The sequence below is a fragment of the Sphingobium sp. B8D3B genome (genome assembly GCF_025961875.1).
Lineage (GTDB): Bacteria > Pseudomonadota > Alphaproteobacteria > Sphingomonadales > Sphingomonadaceae > Sphingobium.
In genome coordinates, this window is the sequence record NZ_JAOQON010000001.1 from 3256532 (window position 1) to 3274671 (window position 18140).

Consider the following 18140-nt stretch of genomic DNA (forward strand, 5'->3'; position numbering starts at 1 on the left):
CATGTTCCAGGGGCAGCGACCCGATCCGGAGCAGGCGGTCAAGGCCCAGTCGCGTGGCGACTGGGCCAGGGCGGCCGAGCTTTATGAAGACCTGCTTGCCGAGCAGCCGGACGATCCGGTGTTGCTCGGCAACCATGGCCAGGTGCTGCGCAAGCTTGGCCGGGATGACGAGGCGCTGGTGCAATATGGCCGGGCGATCGAGAGCCCGGACGCGCCGGCGGCGGTCTGGTTCAACTATGGCAATGTGCTCTACGACAAGAGCAAGTGGGAGAAGGCGCAGGCCGCCTTCGAGCAGGCGCTGGCGCTGGAGCGGGCGGATGGCCCGGCCGTCGTGCCCGCGACCATCCAGCTCGCCCGCTGCGCGGTGCGGCAGGGCGAGTATGAGGAAGCGCGGCGACTGTTCAGCGATGTGCTGCGCCGCGACCCCGATAATTTCACGGCGTGGCTGGAGGCGGGCAATGTCTGCCGCCACCATGGCACGCTGGACGAAGCGCTCGATTTCTACCGCCGTGCGGCCGAGGCAGCGCCCTCGCGCTATGGCGCGCATCTGAGCGTCGCGCGGGCGCTCGAACAGGTCGGGCGGGAGGATGAGGCGGTGCTGGCCTGGCTCAAGGCGCTGGATTGTGCGGGGCCGGACGATCAGGCCGATATCCACCACCGCATGGGGCTCGGCCGGGCAGAGCGAGGCGAGTGGCACCGCGCGGTCGAGGGCTTCCGCCATGCGCTGACGGCAGCGAGCGATTTCCACGCCGCGCGGATCGATCTGGCCGATGCGCTCATGCAAATGGGCGCCACTGAGCAGGCCGAGCCGCTGTTCGCCCAGCTGGAAGCGACGGACCTCGACGAAGACGATGAGATCAGATTTGCCGGCACGCTGATGAAGCACAATCAGTTCGACCGGTGCGACGCGGTGCTCCGCGCGCGGATCGAGAAGGATCCGGAAAACTGGCGGGGCCATTTCAATCTCGGCAAGGTGCTCATCGAAGGGATGCGCACCGAGGAGGCCGAGGCCTGCTTTGACCGGGTAGACGACCTTGCCGGCGACGATGCGCCTGACCTGCGGGCGATGCGCGGCTCGATTGCCGGCAAGCGCGGCGATGTCGACACCGCGCGCGATATCTATACCGAGCTGGGCGAGGAAGAAGGCCCGGAATCGCCGTTCCGTGGCTCGGCGGCGATGGCGGCGCTCTACAGCGAGACGATGACGGCGGAGGAGACCCGCGACTTCCATCAGGCCCTGTTCGCACCGCTGGCCGAGGGTGCGAGGGCGGCGACCTCGTTTGCCAACGATCGCTCGATCGGGGCCGGCGCTGCCGATGCCGCCGGGCGCAGCCGGCGCCTGCGCATCGGCTATGTCACGGGCGACATGCATGGCGAGCATCCGGTCAGCCTGTTCATGCGGCCGGTGCTGGCGCGGCATGATCGCGAGGCGTTCGAGATCACGGTCTATTCGCTCAGCCCGCTCACCGACGACATGACCCGCCGCGCGCGCGGCCATGTCGATCGCTGGCGCGATGCGGCGAGTATCAGCAACACGCGCCTCGCGCAGATGATCGAGGACGACGGCATCGACGTGCTGATCGACCTCATTGGCCACACCGGCCGCAATCGCGCGCCGCTGTTCGGCCGCCGGGCGGCGCCGGTGCAGGCGATGTTCCTGGGCTATCCCTCGACCACCGGCATTCCCAACATGGATTGGCTGATCAGCGATCCGGTGACCTCACCGAGCGACCATGCCCATCTCTACACCGAGCGGCTCGAGCATGTGCCGGGCTTCGTGTTCTGCTACGCGCCCGAGCGGGAGTTTCCATTCCCCGATTATGGCAAGACGCATCTGGAGCGCCCGCTCACCTTCGGGTCGTTCAACAACGTCTCCAAGCTGACGCCATACACCATTCGCCTGTGGGCCAAGGCGATCGTCGCCACGCCCGGCTCGCGGCTGGTGCTCAAGGGACCGAGCTTCCTGGATTCCGTGGCGGTGAACCGCTTTGGCGACCTGTTCGTGGAGGCCGGCGTTGCTGCTGACCGGCTGGAATTCCGGGGGCCATCGAGCCTCGATGAGATGATGGCCGAATATGCCGACATCGACATCGCGCTGGACTGCTTCCCATACAATGGCGGCACGACCAGCTGTCAGGCGCTGTGGATGGGCACCCCGGTGATCACGCTGGCGGGCGAGAGCTTCGTCCAGCGCATGGGCGCGGGGCTGATGAGCGCCATCGGCCGGCCCGAATGGGTGGCGCAGGACGAGGACGCATTCGTCCAAATCGCCGCTTCGCTGGCCTCCGACCGCGCCGCGCTGCTGGAGGAAAAGCGCAGCCTGCGCACGCGCTTCGCCGCATCGCCGGCCGGCGACATCGATCGATACACGCGCGAGCTGGAAGACGCTTATCGCCGCATGTGGAGAGATTTCGCGGCCGGGGGGGCATGACCCGCGAAGAGTTGAAACCGGGGAGACGAATGGAGCGGCCTCGCGCTTCATGCTGGGGGCAGGGTTATGACCATATTCGATAGTGACTTCGAGAGCGTGGGGGCGGCCGTACCGCGATCGGCCGCCGGAATCGCGCTGATGGTGCGGCGGCTGGGAACGATGGAATCTGCCTATGCGCGGCTGATCTGGTCGCGCGCGCTGGCGGAAGCCATCGAGAAGATGGAGCATGCCTCTGCGGCCGACCTGATCGACAGCCGGACGGGAGAAGGCGATGGCCGCCGTTCCGCACGACAGGGCGACACGCAGATCATGCGTATGCTGCAGGCCCATATGAACCTGCGCAGCCCCAGCGCCGTGCGCCTGCTCCTGTGGCTGATGGCCAATCCTGATGTGTTCCACGCGCCGCACGAACTGCGGGCGAGCCTGGGATTTGCGGAAAGCTCGATCAAGGTGTTCGTGTCCGAGCTGCGCAAGGCGTTTCGCAACAAGAATATGCCGGACCCGATCGTCTCCTTCTATCGGCGCGGCTATTGCGTACCGGCCGATTGTGCGGCGCTGATCAAGGACGTCATCTCCCGCCTCGCCCTTGAGGAGACGAGCCTGGGACGGATCAAGAGTCCGTCCTGAGGGGACATGCATCGCACGGGGGTGCGACGGGGCGGTTGCCGCACCACCCCAACCCCTCCTCTGAAGAGGAGGGGCTAAGATTGTGGTGTTCAGAAGAAATAATGCTCGGATGCCGCCGGGCTGGCATTGCGCCGGGCTGCTGCCGATCCGGCATTGCGGTGGTTGGCGGATGGGACGCGGCGCTGCGCCAGGTCGCCGGCGCGGATGCGGCTCCAGATTCGCTCGACGATCTCGCGCTCCTCGGGGCCGACCGCCACGGCATAGATGCTCGTGGTTTCGATATTGGCGTGGCCGAGCCATGACTGCACGAGATTGAGCGGCGCGCCAGCTCCGAGCGCGGCGACGGCAAAGCCATGGCGCAGGCCGCGCGGGCAGGCTTGCGGACCTTTGATATGCGTCCGGTCCATATGCTCGTGGACGTGGCGCCAGGCGGTGGTGCGGGACCAGCGCCACAGGGGGGCGGCGCGATCATTGCCGGCAATATCGGTAAGCAGGCGCACCAGCCCCGGTGAGATCGGCACGCGGCGGAAAATGCCTCTCTTCCGTTTCTTGAGGCTTTCGAAGATGACGACACAGGCGGTGGGGTCGATCCGCCCTAAGGTCAGGCAGAGCGCCTCCGAAATGCGGCACCCGGTTTCGGCGAGCAAGCGGCAGAAGGCATGGACGGAAGGCGGGGCAGTCTTTGCACTATCGAGGAAGCAGCTCATTTCGGATCGGTTCAAATATTTTCGGCAGCCATATTCGTCGAATACAGACCAGTTCATCGATTTCGTCCCCCGTTGATGATCATACTAATCTGGAACAGTTCCGTCATGATTTGGAGCATGACGGATGCTGCTCAAATTATCGTTCCGTTAACCATCAAGTAACAAATCTGGACTTGGGCGGAAGGTCCCGCCGATCCGAAATGGATGCAATAACACTTGATCTGCGGACGGGATGCGCGCGGCCGCGTCGCGCGGCCAAAGCCGTGCGGTGAAGCATCCAATATGGCGTAATATCCCAACAGCCTGTCGATCCGGTCCCGCTTGCGATGCGGGCCGGGCCAGGCAGTCTGGCTTGTGAGCGTCAGGGGTGGCCTAGAGGCGCGGGCCTTGCACGGCGCCGCTGACCTTGGGCTTTTCCGCGCTGTTGAGCAGATCGATCAGGCCGCTCATCGGCGCGCCGGCCTTTGCGTAATCGAGCGCCGACATGCCGGCGAGTCGGTCGCGGCGCAGCGGGTCGGCACCGTTGGTGACGAGCAGCCGCACCATCTCCATATCGCGCATCTGCACCGCGCGGATCAGCGGGGTTTCGCCGCTGCTGTTGGTCTGGTTGGGATCGGCCTTGTGGGCGAGCAGCAGCTGTGCGCCTTCTACGAAGCGGCGTTCCACGGCGAGCATCAGGGGCGTGCGGCCGTTATTGTCGGTCAGGTCTGCGCGCGCGCCCTTGGAGAGCAGATAATTGGTCATCATCACGCTGCGCTGGCCGACCACGATCAGCAATGCGGTCTCGCCGCTGGTGCGATCCTTGGTGTTGATCGGAGTGACGCCAGGAGTTTCGAGCACTTCGGCAATCTTGGCGGTATCGCCTTTGCGCACCGCCTCGAGGAAGCGGTAGCTGTCGGAGAATTGCGCCATGGCGGGCTGTGCCGTCACCGCGCCGATCAGCGGCGCCAGCGCGAGCGCCAGTGGGCTGCCCATGCGGACCAACATTCCCCTGCGCCGTTCGATCTTCACCCTGTGCCCCCTTCGCCTTGCGTTCGTCTCAAGCAGTTGCCTTGGCTCCAATAGCAGGGCATGGCTGGCCCTGTCATGAATAAAGCCTGCAAAAAAATCCTCGCGCTTTCCATCGGCTTGGCGCTGGCCGCCTGCCAGGGCCAGAGCGGCGGCAACCAGGCCGGCGGCAGTGAGTCGCTCCCTGCCGAGGGCAATCTCGTCGGCGCCCGGATCGGCGGCGATTTCACGCTGACCGACCAGAATGGCAAGAGCGTGCGCTGGGCGGATTTCCAGGGCAAGTACCGCCTCGTCTATTTCGGCTACACCTTCTGCCCGGATGTGTGCCCGCTGGACCTCAACCGGATCATGCTCGGCTACCGGATGCTGGAGAAGGACCATCCCGAGGTTGCGGCCAAGATCCAGCCGATCTTCATCACCGTCGATCCCGAGCGTGACACCGTCGATGTGGTGAAAGGCTATGTCGCGCATTTCCATCCCCGGCTCATCGGCCTCACGGGCACGCCCGAGCAGATCGAGAAGGTGAAAACGGACTTCGTGGTGGTCGCCAGCAAAGAGGGCGATCAGGCCGCCAAGCAGGATTATCTCGTCAACCACACCCGCACGCCATTCCTATTCGGGCCGGATGGCAAGCCCATCGCGCTCGTGCCGGTCGAGGAACTGGCTTCCGCGGATGAGACGGTGGCCAAGGGCGTGCACGATTTCCTCGTCCACTATGTCCGATGAGCTTCTGGGAACAGCCTCTCGAAACGCTTGATCGCGCGCAGTGGGAAGCGCTGTGCGACGGCTGCGGCAAATGCTGCCTGCACAAGGTGGAGGATGCCGATACCGGGCGGATCTACGCCACCAATGTCGCCTGCCGACTGCTGGATCGGGATACCGCCCAGTGCAGCAATTACCGCCAGCGCCGCGCGTTCGTGCCTGATTGCCTGCGGCTGAGCCGGGCCAATCTGCAGGAGATCGAGTGGCTGCCGCAGACCTGCGCCTATCGCCTGCGCGCCCATGACGAGCCTCTGCCGGACTGGCATTATCTGATCTGCGGGGATCGAGAGGCGGTGCATCGCGCCGGCCAGAGCATTCGCGGCTGGACGATCTCCGAGACGATCGCGGGCGATCTGGAAAATCACATTGTCGACCGCGCGCTCTGAGCACAGGCTGACGCTGGCGGACGGGGCGGCGCTGTCCGTCGTCGTGATGCGCCATGGGCGGGCGCGGCGGATGAAGCTGCGGTTCGATGAGCTGGGTGACCGTGCCCTGCTGACCATTCCCCCGCGTGCCTCCCTGCCGCGCGCCTTGGACTGGGTCCGGGCACAAGGGGAGTGGATCGAGGGGCAGCGGGGCCGCAATGGCGGGCTTGTCACGCTGGCCGATGGCGCGCTCGTGCCCTTTGAAGGCACGCCGCTGCGCATTGTCGCGACCGGCGCGCGTACCCGGCAGGTGCGGGCAGAGCAAGGCAAGCTACTGGTGGGCGGACCGGTCGATCTGGCGGGTGCACGGGCGCTGCGCTGGCTCAAAACGCAGGCGCGCATGGCACTGACGACCGAAACGCAGGCCCTCGCGACCCGGCACGGCCTGCCGCTGCGTCAGGTGGCAATTGGCGATCCCCGCGCGCGTTGGGGCAGTTGCTCGGTGGATGGCAATATCCGCTACAGTTGGCGGCTGATTCTGGCGCCGGCGCATGTGCGGCTGGCCACCGTGGCGCATGAAGTGGCGCATCTGGAGCATATGCACCACGGCCCCGAATTCCATGCGCTGGTGCGCGCGATTTCACCGGTGTGCCCGGATGCGGCCCGCGCCTGGCTGCGCGCTGAAGGGCGTAGCCTGCATCGCTATACCGCCTGAGCGACCGCGTTCTTGATCTGTGAAAAACGTCGAAGGGCGCGGCTCGCACCGCGCCCTTCCGTCGTCCTGGCTATGCCCGCTCAGAAGCGGCTGCGCACCGTGATGCCATAAGTGCGCGGCTCGGCGAGATAGGCCGAGAAGAGCTGGTTCGACATGGCGCCGAACCGACCCAGTTGCGCGCGGGACTGGTGATTGGGGCTGGAGCTTTGCAGCGGGCTGTTGAAGGCGACTTGGCTATAGTCGCTATCGAACAGATTCTGCGCCCACAGCTCGATGGCCCAGGCCTGCCCCGGGCCGCGCAGGCCGATGCGGGCATTGGTGACAATGTAGCCGTCCTGCGCCTTTTCCGGATAGAGGTCCGAGCCGGTGTTATAATCGCCGGTGATCCGGTTATCGACATAGACGAGGCCGCTGAAGCCGCCGGCCAGCTCCGGTGTCCAGGCAATGCTGCTGGTCGCCACCCAGCGCGGCGCGTTGCTGTTATCCTGCCCTTCGAGCAGGAACAATGCGGGATCGAGCGGCACCGAGCCATCCGCATTGCCGACAAGCTGGTCGGCAAACTTGGCGCGGGTATAGGTCACGCCCGCCGTGGCCCGCAGCGAGCGAACCGGCTGGACATAGGCCTCGATCTCGACGCCCTGGCTGATGAGGCCGGGCTTGGTCTCGGCGCAGGTGCCGTTCGCGGCCTTGGCGCCATCGCAGCCATTGATGTTCTGGACGACGAAGCTGGTGCCGTTGAAGGTGTTGAGCTGGAAGTTGCTGAACGCCTGCCGGAAGGCGGCGAGGTTGAAGCCCCATTCGCGGCGCGCATATTTGAGGCCGATCTCGTAAGCGTCGACCGTCTCCGCGCCGAAGGCGAGGCTCGCCGCATCGGCATTGCTGCGCGGCGAGAAGTAGGTGATCGGCGCGATGCCGGTGCCCACGCCCGTATTGCCCAGCTCGAACCGGTCCAGATTGTAACCGCCAGCCTTATAGCCACGCGAATAGCCGCCATAGACCATCAGGCCGCCGCCGACCTTGTAAGACAGAACGGCAGTTCCGGAGAATTTACCCTCGGTCTGCCGGTCCTGCAGGTCGAGCGCGTTGAGGCCGGTGCTGGCATTGCCCAAGCAGCCGAGCGTCAGGATGCCGCCGGCCAGTTGCGCGGCCGAGCCGAGCGCCGGATTGGTCGCGATGCCCGGCAGGGCGGAGGCCTGCAACGCGGCGCAGGTCGCGTTGTTATTGTTGAGATCGCCCGAGAAGCGCTTGGTCTCGCGCGTGTAACGCACGCCCAGGGTCAGATCGAGCGCATCGGTCAGGTGGATGATGTTGTGGGTGAACAGCGCCCAGTTCTCGCTGCGCTGATAATAGCGGCTGTCGGTATCGCCGGCCCCGTTGGGGATGGTCGCCAGCGCGGTAAGGCCGGTACCGAGGCCGCCCGAGATCGCGCCCGCCTGCGCTGTTGCCGTCGCATTGGCCACCGTTGGCGAGGCACCCTGGCCGATCGCCCGGGCGTAGATGGAGGCATAGAGGCCAGCATTCAGACTGGCTTGCGTTGCGCTGATCAGGTTGCCCACGTCCGGCGTGAGCGCGTTGCCGTCGATCGGCGCAGCGCACAGGCTGAGCTGGGCGGGTGAGAGGTTGCTGGCGGCGCCGGTGCCGGCCATCAGGCGGCAGGCTGCGAAGCGGCCATAATCAGCGCCGAAGCGGATGTTGTCGCGCAGGGTCAGCTTCTCATTGGCGTAATAGCCGCCCACCAGCCAGTCGAGCATGCCGCCCAGCGCCGAACCCTGCAGGCGCAGTTCCTGCGTGAAGGTGCGGAACTGGCGGAAGGTGCCCGGGTCGCGATAGAGCAGGTCGGCGGTCGAATAGTCATAATCGCCATAGTCGGATGACTTGTAGTCGCGATAGGCAGTGATGCTGGTCAGCTTGGCATTGCCGAAATCATAATTGATCTCGCCCGAGAGGCCCCAATCCTCCAGCTTGCTCACATAGTCCCGGCCCGGCGTGATGCTGATGTTCCGCTGATAGGGATTCTGGGCATAGGGCGTGGGGCCATTGGGGAAGCGCGTGCCGAGCGCGCTCAGGATCGTGACGATGCGGTTGGTGGCGTTCTGCGTATAATTGGTGGGCGAGCTGCCCACCTCCTCGCCGGTGTCGATATAGACGGCGCCGCAGCAGCTTTCGTCGCGGTTGGTGTAGTCGCCGATCAGCCGGACGGAGAGCGCATCCGAGGGCTCGAAGAGCAATTGCCCGCGCAGGAAATAGCGGTTGCGGTCATTGGTGTCGCCGATCTTGGCGCCCGAGCCGTCCACGATGTTCAGGAACCCGTCGCGCCGCGAATAGACGCCGTCGATGCTGGCGGCGATCGTCTCGCTGAGCGGGCCGGTGATCCGCCCGGCGAGCCGCCACGCTTCATAATTGCCGAAGCTGGCTTCCGCGCTGCCGCCCCATTGGAATTCCGGCGCCTTGCTGACGATATTGAGCAGACCGGCCGAGGCATTGCGCCCGAACAGCGTGCCTTGCGGGCCGCGCAGCACTTCCACCCGCTCGATCTCGCCGAGATCGGTCAAGCCCGCGCCCGTGCGGGAGCGATACACGCCGTCGATGAACACCGCGACGGAGCTTTCCAGACCCGGATTGTCGCCCACCGTGCCGACACCACGGATGCGCGCGGCGCCATTGGCTTCCGATCCGGTGGAGGAGACGAGCAGCGAGGGCGCAAGCTGGTTGAGCTGGCGAATGTCATTCGCGCCGCTGTTCTGCAGCGATTGGGCGGTCACCGCCGAGACGGCGATCGGCACATCCGAGAGCGGGCTGGCCCGCCGCGTAGCCGTGACGATGATTTCGCCCATATTGCTTTCGTCGCCGCTCTGCGCGGTCGCATCGCTGGCGTCCTGAGCAAAGGCGGGGGTCGCAAGGGCGCATAGCAGTGCGGCAACACTGGCAGACGCAATGAGGGATGGCTTGGGCATCATTCGCTCTCCTGCACGTTTGTCCGGTCCGGCATTTGTGCCGGTTATTCGAGAGCATATGCCAATAGCCATAGGGCGCAACTCCCTCATTTCCGGGATTCATCGGTTTGTTGCATAAGGGTTACAGTCGGCGTAGGCCGCTTATCGCCAAAGAGCGAAACGCAGCAGCCGATCCTCCAACGCGATAAGCGCTTCGCTGTTCCGGCCGACAAGAGAGGCGATTGCCGGTGACGCTGCGTCAAGGCCGCCGGTGAATGCCCCGAAGGCAGGCACGATGATCTTGCTGCCGCCCTTCACGAAGCAGCGCCGCGAGATGTGCCGCCCGCGCAGGCTCATCCGCAACTTGGGATGAAAATGTCCGGAAATTTCCGGTCGCACCTCTCCGGGCATCGCTTCATGGCGCAAAATGACGTCATCCACGAGCGCTTCTGCCCGATTTTCACCCCCCAGCGGCGAATCAACGCCCGAGGCGCCGAGGGGATCGTGATTGCCGGTGATCCAGGTCCAGCGATAGGTGGCGGTCAACTGGGCGATCCGCTCACGCGTCTCGCCGCTCATCCGTTCATGCGCGCCGCCATCGTGGAAGCTGTCCCCCAGGCACCAGATCTCGCGCGGCCCGGTGAGGGCGATCACGTCCGCCAGCGCGTCCAGCGTGGCGCGGCTATCATAAGGCGGCAGCATCTGGCCGCGCCGGGCGAACGCGCTGGCCTTCTCGAAATGAAGATCGGCAACGATCAGCGCGGCCCGCTCCTGCCAGAACAGGGCGCCCTGCGGCAAAGCCTGCCAGCTTTGGCCGGCAAAGCTGAAGGACGGGCCACAGCCTGCCGCGCGCGGCATGGGATGATCGATGAGTGGGGACGACCTCATGGCCCTGCTATGCCGTCGCAGCGGGCGGGGCGCAATCGGGCAGTTGAACAAAAGTGGAACTTTTGCGATGGCCCGCAGGCTCTGGCTCTCCCTGCTCGGCTGGTGTAGGCGCGCGCGCATGTCGCACGAACCCGCATCCCTGCTGACCGTCGCCGCCTTCTACCGCTTCGCGCCCTTGCCCCACCCGGAGGCGCTGGCGACCGACCTGCGCGCGCTGGGCGCGACGCTGGGTCTCTCCGGCTCCATCATCCTGGCGCAGGAGGGCATGAACGGCACTATCGCGGGGTCGGCCGAAGCAGTGGAGCGCCTGTTCGCGCGACTGCGCGCCGAGCCGGGCTTCGCGCCCCTGGCGCCGCGCCTGCACAGCACGGAGCGGCATCCGTTCGCGCGCTGGAAAGTGAAGGTGAAGCCCGAGATTGTCACTATGGGCCGGCCCGGTGTCGATGCGGCGCAGGGCGCGGGCACGCATGTCCCGCCGGCGCAGTGGAACGCGCTGATCAGCGATCCGGACACGATCCTCATCGACACCCGCAACGATTATGAGGTGGCGCTGGGGCGGTTCGCCGGCGCTGTCGATCCCATGACGGCGAGCTTCGGCGACTTCCCGGACTGGTTCGATGCGCGGGCGGCGCAGTGGCGCGCGGAAGGGCGCAAGCCCCGGATCGCCATGTATTGCACCGGCGGCATACGCTGCGAGAAGTCGACGGCTTATGCCCGCGCGCAGGGTTTCGAGGAGGTCTATCACCTCAAGGGCGGCATCCTTGCCTATCTCGCGGAAGTGGAGGAGGCCGCCAGCCTGTGGGACGGCGCCTGCTTCCTGTTCGATGAGCGCGTCGGAATCACCCATGGCGAGCGGGTCGTCCCGGCCGCGCTGTGCCCGGCCTGCGGGCAACCGCTTGCCGGAGGCGCGGATGAGGGCGGCTCAGCGCCCGCTTGCGTCCGCTGCACCGGTATCGGCGAAATCTAGCCTGCCCCGTTGCCGGGCATCGCCGCCGGCGAGGTGGAAATCGACATGCCGCTGGCCGAAATCGATCGCGATTCGGTCGAACAGGCGCAGCATTCCCATGCCGAGCAGCATGGCGGGCCGCTCGCCCAGACCAAGCTCGGTAAAGGGCGCGGCATCCAGGAACAGCATCGGCACATTGTCGAGCGTCGCGTCGCCGATGGTGAGTAGGCGGACGACGGCGAACTGGGCCGGCACATCGACACCGGTGACGCTGGTCAGCACAGTGGGCGTTGGCGGCACGACCAGCCGCTTGGCCTTGAGGCTGCGGAACAGCGCCATATTGCCGACGCTCTGCTCGGCGCCGGTGTCCAGAATCACGTCTACCTTACGCCCGTCCACCCGCGAGTTCATCAGGATCAGCTGGCCGTAGCGGCTGCGCGCGCGCACCACGATGGCGTCCTTCTCGTCACGCACGGCGGATGAACGTCGGCTGCGGCTGACTTCCATGCGGCGCTGGTTGAAGTCGAGGATGAGGCGCTTGTCCGCGAGGCTGTCCAGCCCGATGATCCCCAGGCTCCCCATGTCCGCGCGAGCGATAGTGAGCGCGGCGAGCGAACTGACCGCATGATCGCCAAAGCGCAAATTGCTCAATTGAACGGATGAGACCGTGACGCGCCCAGCCATGCTGATGATTTCGACCGGTCGGAGCGGCGGCAGCATCAGCCGCGTTGCCAGCTCCGTGGCGATGATGGTGCGCTGGGAGCCGGTGTCGATCATGAACGGATAAGGGCCGCGCTCGCCGATCCGCACCGGCATGGTCATCCGCATCCCCGGATCGCCGCCGATAGGCATGACCGGCTCGTTGAGGTCGAAGGTGCTGGGATCGACCGGTATCTCAGGGCCACGCGGCGCGATGACGAAATGCTCGTTTGCGCTCGGGATCTGGCTCGCGATGCCGAATGGCCCGGTCAAAGCCGCAGCGGCCGTGATTACAGCCTTTGCCAGGGTCAGCCGAAGCGTCGAGCCGAAAACCATCCCCAAGGTCTCCCAAGACGCGCAGCTTATCACGATTTTGCGGTCCCGCCAAAAGGATCGAGGCGGGCGCGGGCGACGCTAGCTGGGTGGCGCGTCGGGCGTCATGGCAATGCGGGCGAGCGATTCGGCTTCCGCGAGCAGGCTGTCGTCGGTCTGCGGGCCAGCCACATGCTCGCGCCCGATCATGATCAGCACCGGCACGGCCAGCGGGCTCACCCGGTCGAGCGGCTTGTGCAGCATGGTGGCGCTGGCCCGGTCGATCAGCTCGCCGAGCCTTCCGACATCGGTCATGCGCGCGCGGGCATCGGCCCAGGCGGCCTTGAGCAGCAGATGTTCCGGCTCATAGCGGCGCAGCACATCGTAGATGAGGTCGGTCGAGAAGCTGACCTGCCGCCCGGTCTTGCGCGCGCCCGGCTGCTGGCGTTCGATGAGACCGGAGATCACCGCGACGTCGCGAAAGGCCCGCTTGAGCAGGCTGCTTTCCTCGACCCAGGCGATGAACTCGCGGTCGAGAATGTCGGCGGAAAACAGCGGTCGAGGGTCTGTGACCGGCTCCAGGCCGTAGACGGCCAGCGCATAATCGTTGGACACGAAGCCGACGGGCTTGAGGCCGCGCTCTTCCATGCGGCGGGTGAGCAGCATGCCGAGCGACTGGTGCGCGTTCCACCCCTCGAAGCTGTAGACCACCATATGGTGCAGCCCCTCATGCGGGAAGGTCTCGACCAACAACTGCTCGGGCTGCGGAAGGACGGAGCGGACCGCCTGCATCGCCAGCCATTCATGAACGTCGGGCGGAAAGCGGTTCCATTGCGTCGGATCGGCCAGGAAAGCGCGCACGCGGCCGGCCAGATGCGTCGACATCGCCATGCGCGTGCCGCCCCAGCTGGGAATGCGGGCCTGCTGGGATGTCGCCTTGACGAACAGCTCGGCCTCGGTCTGGCGGACCAGCTCCAGTGAGAGGCCGGAAAAGAAGAAGCGATCGCCCGGGCTGAGCGTCGCGGCAAAGCTCTCCTCCACCGTGCCGAGCTTGCGACCGTTGCTGAAGCGCACATCGAGCGCGGGCTGGTCCACGATGATGCCGGCGTTAAGCCGATGCTGCTGGGCAAGGCGGGGATGGGCAATGCGCCAGAGGCCTTCGGGCGCGCGGACGAGGCGCTGGAACCGGTCATAGGCGCGCAGGGCATAGCCACCGGTGGAGACGAACTGGAGAATGTCCTCAAGCTGGGCCGCGTCCAGCCAGTCATAAGGCGTGGCGGTGCGGATTTCGGCAAGTAACGCGGCAGGATCGAGCGGGCCGGCGCAGGCGAGTCCCATGATGTGCTGGGCCAGCACATCGCGCGCGCCGGGGCGGAAATCGTCGGCATCGCGCTCGCCGCTCATCACGGCATCCCAGGCAGCCTGTGCCTCCAGATATTCGAAGCGATTGCCTGGGATGACGATCGCCTTGCTCGGCTCATCCATCCGGTGATTGGCGCGACCGATGCGCTGGAGCAGGCGCGAGCTGCCTTTCGGCGCGCCCATCTGGATCACGCAGTCGATATCGCCCCAGTCGATGCCAAGATCGAGGCTGGCGGTGGCGACAAGGCCGCGCAGCTTGCCGGCCGCCATCGCGGCCTCCACCTTGCGGCGCGCCTCGCGGGAGAGGCTGCCATGGTGGATGCCGATCGGCAGGGTATCCTCATTCTCCGCCCACAATTCCTGAAAGATGAGTTCAGCGAGGCCGCGCGTGTTGCAGAACACCAGCGTCATGCGGTGCTGGCGGATGATGTCGATCACCTGCCCCGCCGCATATTTGCCGCTATGGCCGGACCAGGGCACGCGGTCCTGTGGCATCAGGATCGTGAGGTCCGGCGTGGCGCCCGGCTCGCCTTCGACCAGCGCCACTTCTTCCTGCGCGCCGGCGGGCGCCAGCCACCGTCGATACGCATCGGGGTCGCCTACGGTTGCTGACAGGCCGACGCGGCGAAGGCCGGGGGCGATGCTTTGCAGGCGGGCGAGGGACAGGGCGAGCAGATCACCGCGCTTGCCGCTCGCAAAGGCATGGATCTCATCGATGATGACGGTTTGAAGGGACGCGAAGATCAGGTCCGTATCGGGGTAGGTCAGCAGCAGGGAGAGCGATTCGGGCGTGGTCAGCAGGATATGGGGCGGCTTGGCCCGCTGCCGGGCCTTGCGATCGGACGGCGTATCGCCACTGCGCGTCTCGATGCGGATGGGCAGGCCCATCTCGCTGACGGGCGTGAGCAGGTTGCGCTGCACATCCACGGCCAGCGCCTTGAGGGGGGAGATATAGAGGCTGTGCAGGCCTTCTGCCGACGCCTCCGCGAGGTCGGCCAGCGTGGGCAGGAAGCCGGCGAGCGTTTTGCCGGCTCCTGTGGGCGCGACGAGTAGAGCATGGCGCCCCTCCTGCGCTGCCTCCAGCATCGCCTGTTGATGGCGACGGACGGACCAGCCCCGCCGGTCGAACCATCCCGTGATGAGGGGCGGCAGGGATGGTGTCATGTGCGCGCGCGAGGCCATGCCTTCAATGTGGATGCCCCGCCATGCTTACTCAAGCCCGCGTGGAATAGGGCTCCTTACCATCCCGGCGCTTGTCTTCACGGTCGAGACTGTCGCGCAGGTCCTTCGCGGCGCGGTCGCTTCGCGCTTCGTCGCCCGGCTTGGTGTCGCGCTTGTTGCGCCAGATTGCGTAGACCAGCACCGCGGCGAACAGGACTGGCCCGACAACGGTCATGAGGCTCCAGAGACTGCCCATGTTTCTCTCCTATTTTCCAAACCCATCAAACGCATGGGCGCTGCCTGAGTTTCGCGGCTGGCCGCGCAGCCGGTTCGGCGCGCCTCGCTGCGTGGCGGATGGCGGGCGGTAAGCAAAAAAAAGGCCGCCCCGAAGGACGGCCTGGAAGTTTTAGGAGAGGATGCCTGAAAGGCAGGAACTGTATGCGTTACATACGAATTTCCTGCAATTGCGAAATGAAGAGTGTTGATTGCGCAATTTGCAATCGACCTCTTCAGTCTACGCATCTGGTTGACGTTAATGTCCGGCGGAGGGACCACGCTCCAGACCAGAAAGTGCAAGCTGTTCATCGACTTGCGCCAGCAGGCGGTCCAGCGCGTCGGCGTCGCGTGCCTCGGCGCGGGCGACCAGAACATCCTGTGTGTTGGATGCACGCAGAAGCCACCAGCCGTCCGGCGTGGTGACGCGTGTGCCATCCGTGGCATCGATCGTCGCACCGGATTCGGCGAGTCGGCGCAGCACTTCCTCGATCACCGCGAATTTGCGGCTCTCATCGACCTGGAAACGCAGCTCCGGGGTGTTGACCATGGCCGGCATCGCGCCGCGCAGTTGCGTGACACTGCGCCCCAGCGTGCTGGCCGCCCGAATCAGGCGAACGGCGGCATAAAGGGCGTCGTCGAAACCATAATATTCGTGCTTGAAGAAGATGTGCCCGCTCATCTCGCCGGCCAGCGGGCTGCCCGTCTCCTTCATCTTGGATTTGACGAGGCTGTGGCCGGTCTTCCACATCAGCGGCTTACCGCCCAGTTCCGCCACCCGGTCGAACAGCGCCTGGCTGGCCTTCACATCGGCGATGATCGTGGCGCCGGGTTCAGCGGCGAGCACCGGTTCGGCGAGAATGGCAAGCAACTGGTCGCCCCAGATTATGCGCCCCTCGCCATCGATGGCGCCGATCCGGTCGCCGTCGCCGTCGAAAGCGAGGCCGAAATCGAGGCCCTTCTCCGCGACCAGCGCGCGCAGGTCGATGAGGTTCTTCTCCTCGGTGGGATCGGGGTGGTGATTCGGGAAATGTCCGTCGACATCGGTGAACAGCGTGTGGTGCTCGCCGGGCAGAAGCTTCACCAGCCTGTCGATCACCGGGCCGGCGGCGCCGTTGCCCGCATCCCAGCCGATCTTGTAGGCTTGGCCGTCGAAGCCTTCCATCAACCGGGCGACATAGCGGTCGAGAATGTCGACCTGCTCGCTGCCGGCGCGGCCCTCGACCCAGTCGCCCGCGGCCGCCATCGTGCCCAGGCTCTGGATGTCCTTGCCGAAGAAGGGGCCTTTCTGGAGCACCATCTTGAAGCCATTGTAATTGGCCGGGTTGTGGCTGCCGGTGATCTGGATGCCGCCGTCCACATCCAGCACCGCCTCGGCATAATAAAGCATCGGCGTCGGGCCGAGACCGATGCGGACCGCGTGAATGCCGCTGTCATTGAGGCCGCGCACCAGCGCTTCTTCCAGCATCGGCGAGGAGAGGCGCCCGTCATAGCCGACCGCGACGGATCGTCCGCCCAGCCGCGCGACACGCGTGCCGAAGCCCCGGCCGATGGCATAGGCATCCGCCTCACCCAGCGTCTCATCGATGATGCCGCGAATGTCATATTCGCGCAGCGTGGTCGGATGGAATTGATGCGTCATGAAATGTCCTGGAGTTCGTCGAGCGATAGCGAACCGACTAGCTTATGTTTCTTGCGATTTTAGCAACGTATCACGCGCAGCATTGATCCGCGCGGCGAGGCCGGGCGATCCACCGGCGTCCGGATGATTCCTGGCGATGAGCTTGCGATGCGCGGCGATGATCTCGTCGCGGCTGGCATTGATCGATACGCCAAGCAGGTCGGCCGCTTCCGCGCGGCTGAGATCGCGCGCAGTCAGCGGAGCGGGAGAGGGCGCGCGTCCGCCTGCCAGACTGTCCCCAAAGCGCAGCCACAGGCCGGAGACGGTCGCGACCAGCGCGCCTGTCACCGCCATGCCCTTGGTCATCATGATCGTGCCGATCAGCGTGCCGGCGATGCCCAGCCACGCCGCCGGCACCTTGCGCCCGCTCTTGCGCAGGCGATACCAGAACCAGAAGCCCAGCCCGCCCAGTGCGACAGCGAGCAGCAGCATGCCTTAAGCGGCGCTTTTTTTCTGGGGCGCCCCGCCGAGCATCGGCAGCGCAAGGCCGGCGATCATCTCGCGCAGTTCCTGCCGGGCCGCCAGATGGCTGACGCCCAGCTCACCGAGATGGCCGCGATCGAGCAAAGTCAGGCCCGAAGGGAAGAGTTCGCGGAAGATCACGCGCTCGGACAGGCCGGGAATGACGCGAAAGCCCACGCGGCGGGCAAGTTCGGCAAGTGCATCGCCGACGCGCTTCTGGTTGCGCGCTTCCATGTGATGCAGACGGTTACGCAGCACCACCCAGTCGATCGAGGCGCCGTCGGCCTTCGCGCGGGTCTTGCGGGTTTCCCACATCAGCTCCGAGTAGAAGCTCAGGCGCTTGACCTTGAAATTCTCAGGATCGACCTGCCCGATGAGGTCGAAATCGACGAAGCTGTCGTTCATCGGCGTGACAAGCGTGTTCGCCGCTGCCGCCGCATAACGCGCCATCGGATCATCGCGGCCGGGCGTGTCGATGATGACGACCTGCGCCTGGCTGGCGGCCTTGGCGATGGCCTCGTTCAGGCCCGCCGTGCTGTCGCCATCATAAACGGCGTAGCTGGGCGAGGGCAGGTCCACCTCACGACGGCGCGCGGTCGCCTCGCGATTCTCGAGGTAGCGAGCAGAGGTGCGCTGCCGGTGATCGAGGTCGATCAGGGCCACGGACACGTCCTGCGCGGCCAGCGCGACGGCGGTGTGGACGCAGGTGGTAGATTTGCCTGTGCCACCCTTTTCATTGGCAAAGACGATAAGATGCGGCGCGGCGCTGGACATGGGCTGGGTCGAAACTCTTCCTGGGTGGTTACGG

General features: G+C 65.7%; 16 protein-coding genes. 6 read left to right on the forward strand and 10 right to left on the reverse strand.

What is annotated here, in order from left to right:
• Position 1: 1 nt before the first annotated feature.
• Both M2343_RS15255 and M2343_RS15260 read left to right on the forward strand, forming a co-directional pair.
• Complete coding sequence (locus tag M2343_RS15255; protein WP_264577284.1) at positions 2 to 2431, forward strand: tetratricopeptide repeat protein; 2430 nt, start codon at positions 2 to 4, stop codon at positions 2429 to 2431.
• 66 nt (positions 2432 to 2497) lie between these two features.
• Positions 2498 to 3058 carry a helix-turn-helix domain-containing protein gene (locus M2343_RS15260; RefSeq protein ID WP_264577285.1) on the forward strand — a complete coding sequence of 187 codons (561 nt, stop codon included), beginning with the start codon at positions 2498 to 2500 and terminating at the stop codon, positions 3056 to 3058.
• A gap of 89 nt (positions 3059 to 3147) precedes the next feature.
• On the opposite strand, the gene M2343_RS15265 is transcribed toward M2343_RS15260, so the two are convergent.
• Positions 3148 to 3822 carry a tyrosine-type recombinase/integrase gene (locus M2343_RS15265; RefSeq protein ID WP_264577286.1) on the reverse strand — a complete coding sequence of 225 codons (675 nt, stop codon included), beginning with the start codon at positions 3820 to 3822 and terminating at the stop codon, positions 3148 to 3150.
• 315 nt (positions 3823 to 4137) lie between these two features.
• Positions 4138 to 4776, reverse strand: a complete 639-nt coding sequence (locus tag M2343_RS15270) for an ankyrin repeat domain-containing protein (protein ID WP_264603902.1) — start codon at positions 4774 to 4776, stop codon at positions 4138 to 4140.
• Positions 4777 to 4851: 75 nt separating this feature from the next.
• On the opposite strand from M2343_RS15270, the gene M2343_RS15275 reads away from it, so the two are divergent.
• Genes M2343_RS15275 through M2343_RS15285 form a run of 3 tightly spaced genes read left to right on the forward strand, consistent with a single transcriptional unit; the run spans position 4852 to position 6615 of the window.
• The gene (locus M2343_RS15275) at positions 4852 to 5499 is read left to right on the forward strand and encodes an SCO family protein (protein ID WP_413715150.1); all 648 of its coding nucleotides are present in this window, start codon (positions 4852 to 4854) and stop codon (positions 5497 to 5499) included.
• The gene (locus M2343_RS15280) at positions 5496 to 5921 is read left to right on the forward strand and encodes a YcgN family cysteine cluster protein (RefSeq protein WP_264577288.1); all 426 of its coding nucleotides are present in this window, start codon (positions 5496 to 5498) and stop codon (positions 5919 to 5921) included. Before M2343_RS15275 ends, M2343_RS15280 begins: the two co-directional genes overlap by 4 nt.
• Positions 5902 to 6615 (forward strand): M48 family metallopeptidase, encoded by a 714-nt coding sequence (locus M2343_RS15285; protein WP_264577289.1) that lies wholly within the window; start codon positions 5902 to 5904, stop codon positions 6613 to 6615. The genes M2343_RS15280 and M2343_RS15285 overlap by 20 nt, the downstream gene beginning before the upstream one ends.
• Positions 6616 to 6695: 80 nt before the next feature.
• On the opposite strand, the gene M2343_RS15290 is transcribed toward M2343_RS15285, so the two are convergent.
• Together M2343_RS15290 and pdeM are read right to left on the reverse strand one after the other, a co-directional pair.
• Positions 6696 to 9572: a TonB-dependent receptor gene (locus M2343_RS15290; protein WP_264577290.1), complete on the reverse strand. Its 2877-nt coding sequence runs from the start codon at positions 9570 to 9572 to the stop codon at positions 6696 to 6698.
• A gap of 138 nt (positions 9573 to 9710) precedes the next feature.
• Positions 9711 to 10436 carry a ligase-associated DNA damage response endonuclease PdeM gene (gene pdeM / locus M2343_RS15295; RefSeq protein ID WP_413716029.1) on the reverse strand — a complete coding sequence of 242 codons (726 nt, stop codon included), beginning with the start codon at positions 10434 to 10436 and terminating at the stop codon, positions 9711 to 9713.
• A gap of 118 nt (positions 10437 to 10554) precedes the next feature.
• Here pdeM and M2343_RS15300 point away from each other — a divergent pair, with 118 nt between their 5' ends.
• Entirely contained in the window at positions 10555 to 11403 is an 849-nt protein-coding gene (locus M2343_RS15300) for a rhodanese-related sulfurtransferase (protein ID WP_264577291.1), read from the forward strand.
• On the opposite strand, the gene M2343_RS15305 is transcribed toward M2343_RS15300, so the two are convergent.
• The 6 genes from M2343_RS15305 to M2343_RS15330 form a co-directional block, all read right to left on the reverse strand.
• Positions 11359 to 12417 carry a retroviral-like aspartic protease family protein gene (locus M2343_RS15305; protein ID WP_264577292.1) on the reverse strand — a complete coding sequence of 353 codons (1059 nt, stop codon included), beginning with the start codon at positions 12415 to 12417 and terminating at the stop codon, positions 11359 to 11361. The genes M2343_RS15300 and M2343_RS15305 overlap by 45 nt on opposite strands.
• 78 nt (positions 12418 to 12495) lie before the next feature.
• Positions 12496 to 14919 (reverse strand): ligase-associated DNA damage response DEXH box helicase, encoded by a 2424-nt coding sequence (locus M2343_RS15310; RefSeq protein WP_264577293.1) that lies wholly within the window; start codon positions 14917 to 14919, stop codon positions 12496 to 12498.
• 49 nt (positions 14920 to 14968) lie between these two features.
• The gene (locus M2343_RS15315) at positions 14969 to 15172 is read right to left on the reverse strand and encodes a hypothetical protein (RefSeq protein WP_264571926.1); all 204 of its coding nucleotides are present in this window, start codon (positions 15170 to 15172) and stop codon (positions 14969 to 14971) included.
• Between the two features lie 276 nt (positions 15173 to 15448).
• The gene (pgmG, locus tag M2343_RS15320; RefSeq protein WP_264577294.1) at positions 15449 to 16831 is read right to left on the reverse strand and encodes a phosphoglucomutase/phosphomannomutase PgmG; all 1383 of its coding nucleotides are present in this window, start codon (positions 16829 to 16831) and stop codon (positions 15449 to 15451) included.
• A 42-nt stretch (positions 16832 to 16873) separates the two neighbouring features.
• Positions 16874 to 17302 (reverse strand): molecular chaperone DnaJ, encoded by a 429-nt coding sequence (locus M2343_RS15325; RefSeq protein ID WP_264577295.1) that lies wholly within the window; start codon positions 17300 to 17302, stop codon positions 16874 to 16876.
• 3 nt (positions 17303 to 17305) lie between these two features.
• Complete coding sequence (locus M2343_RS15330) at positions 17306 to 18106, reverse strand: division plane positioning ATPase MipZ (RefSeq protein WP_264577296.1); 801 nt, start codon at positions 18104 to 18106, stop codon at positions 17306 to 17308.
• Positions 18107 to 18140: the final 34 nt, after the last annotated feature.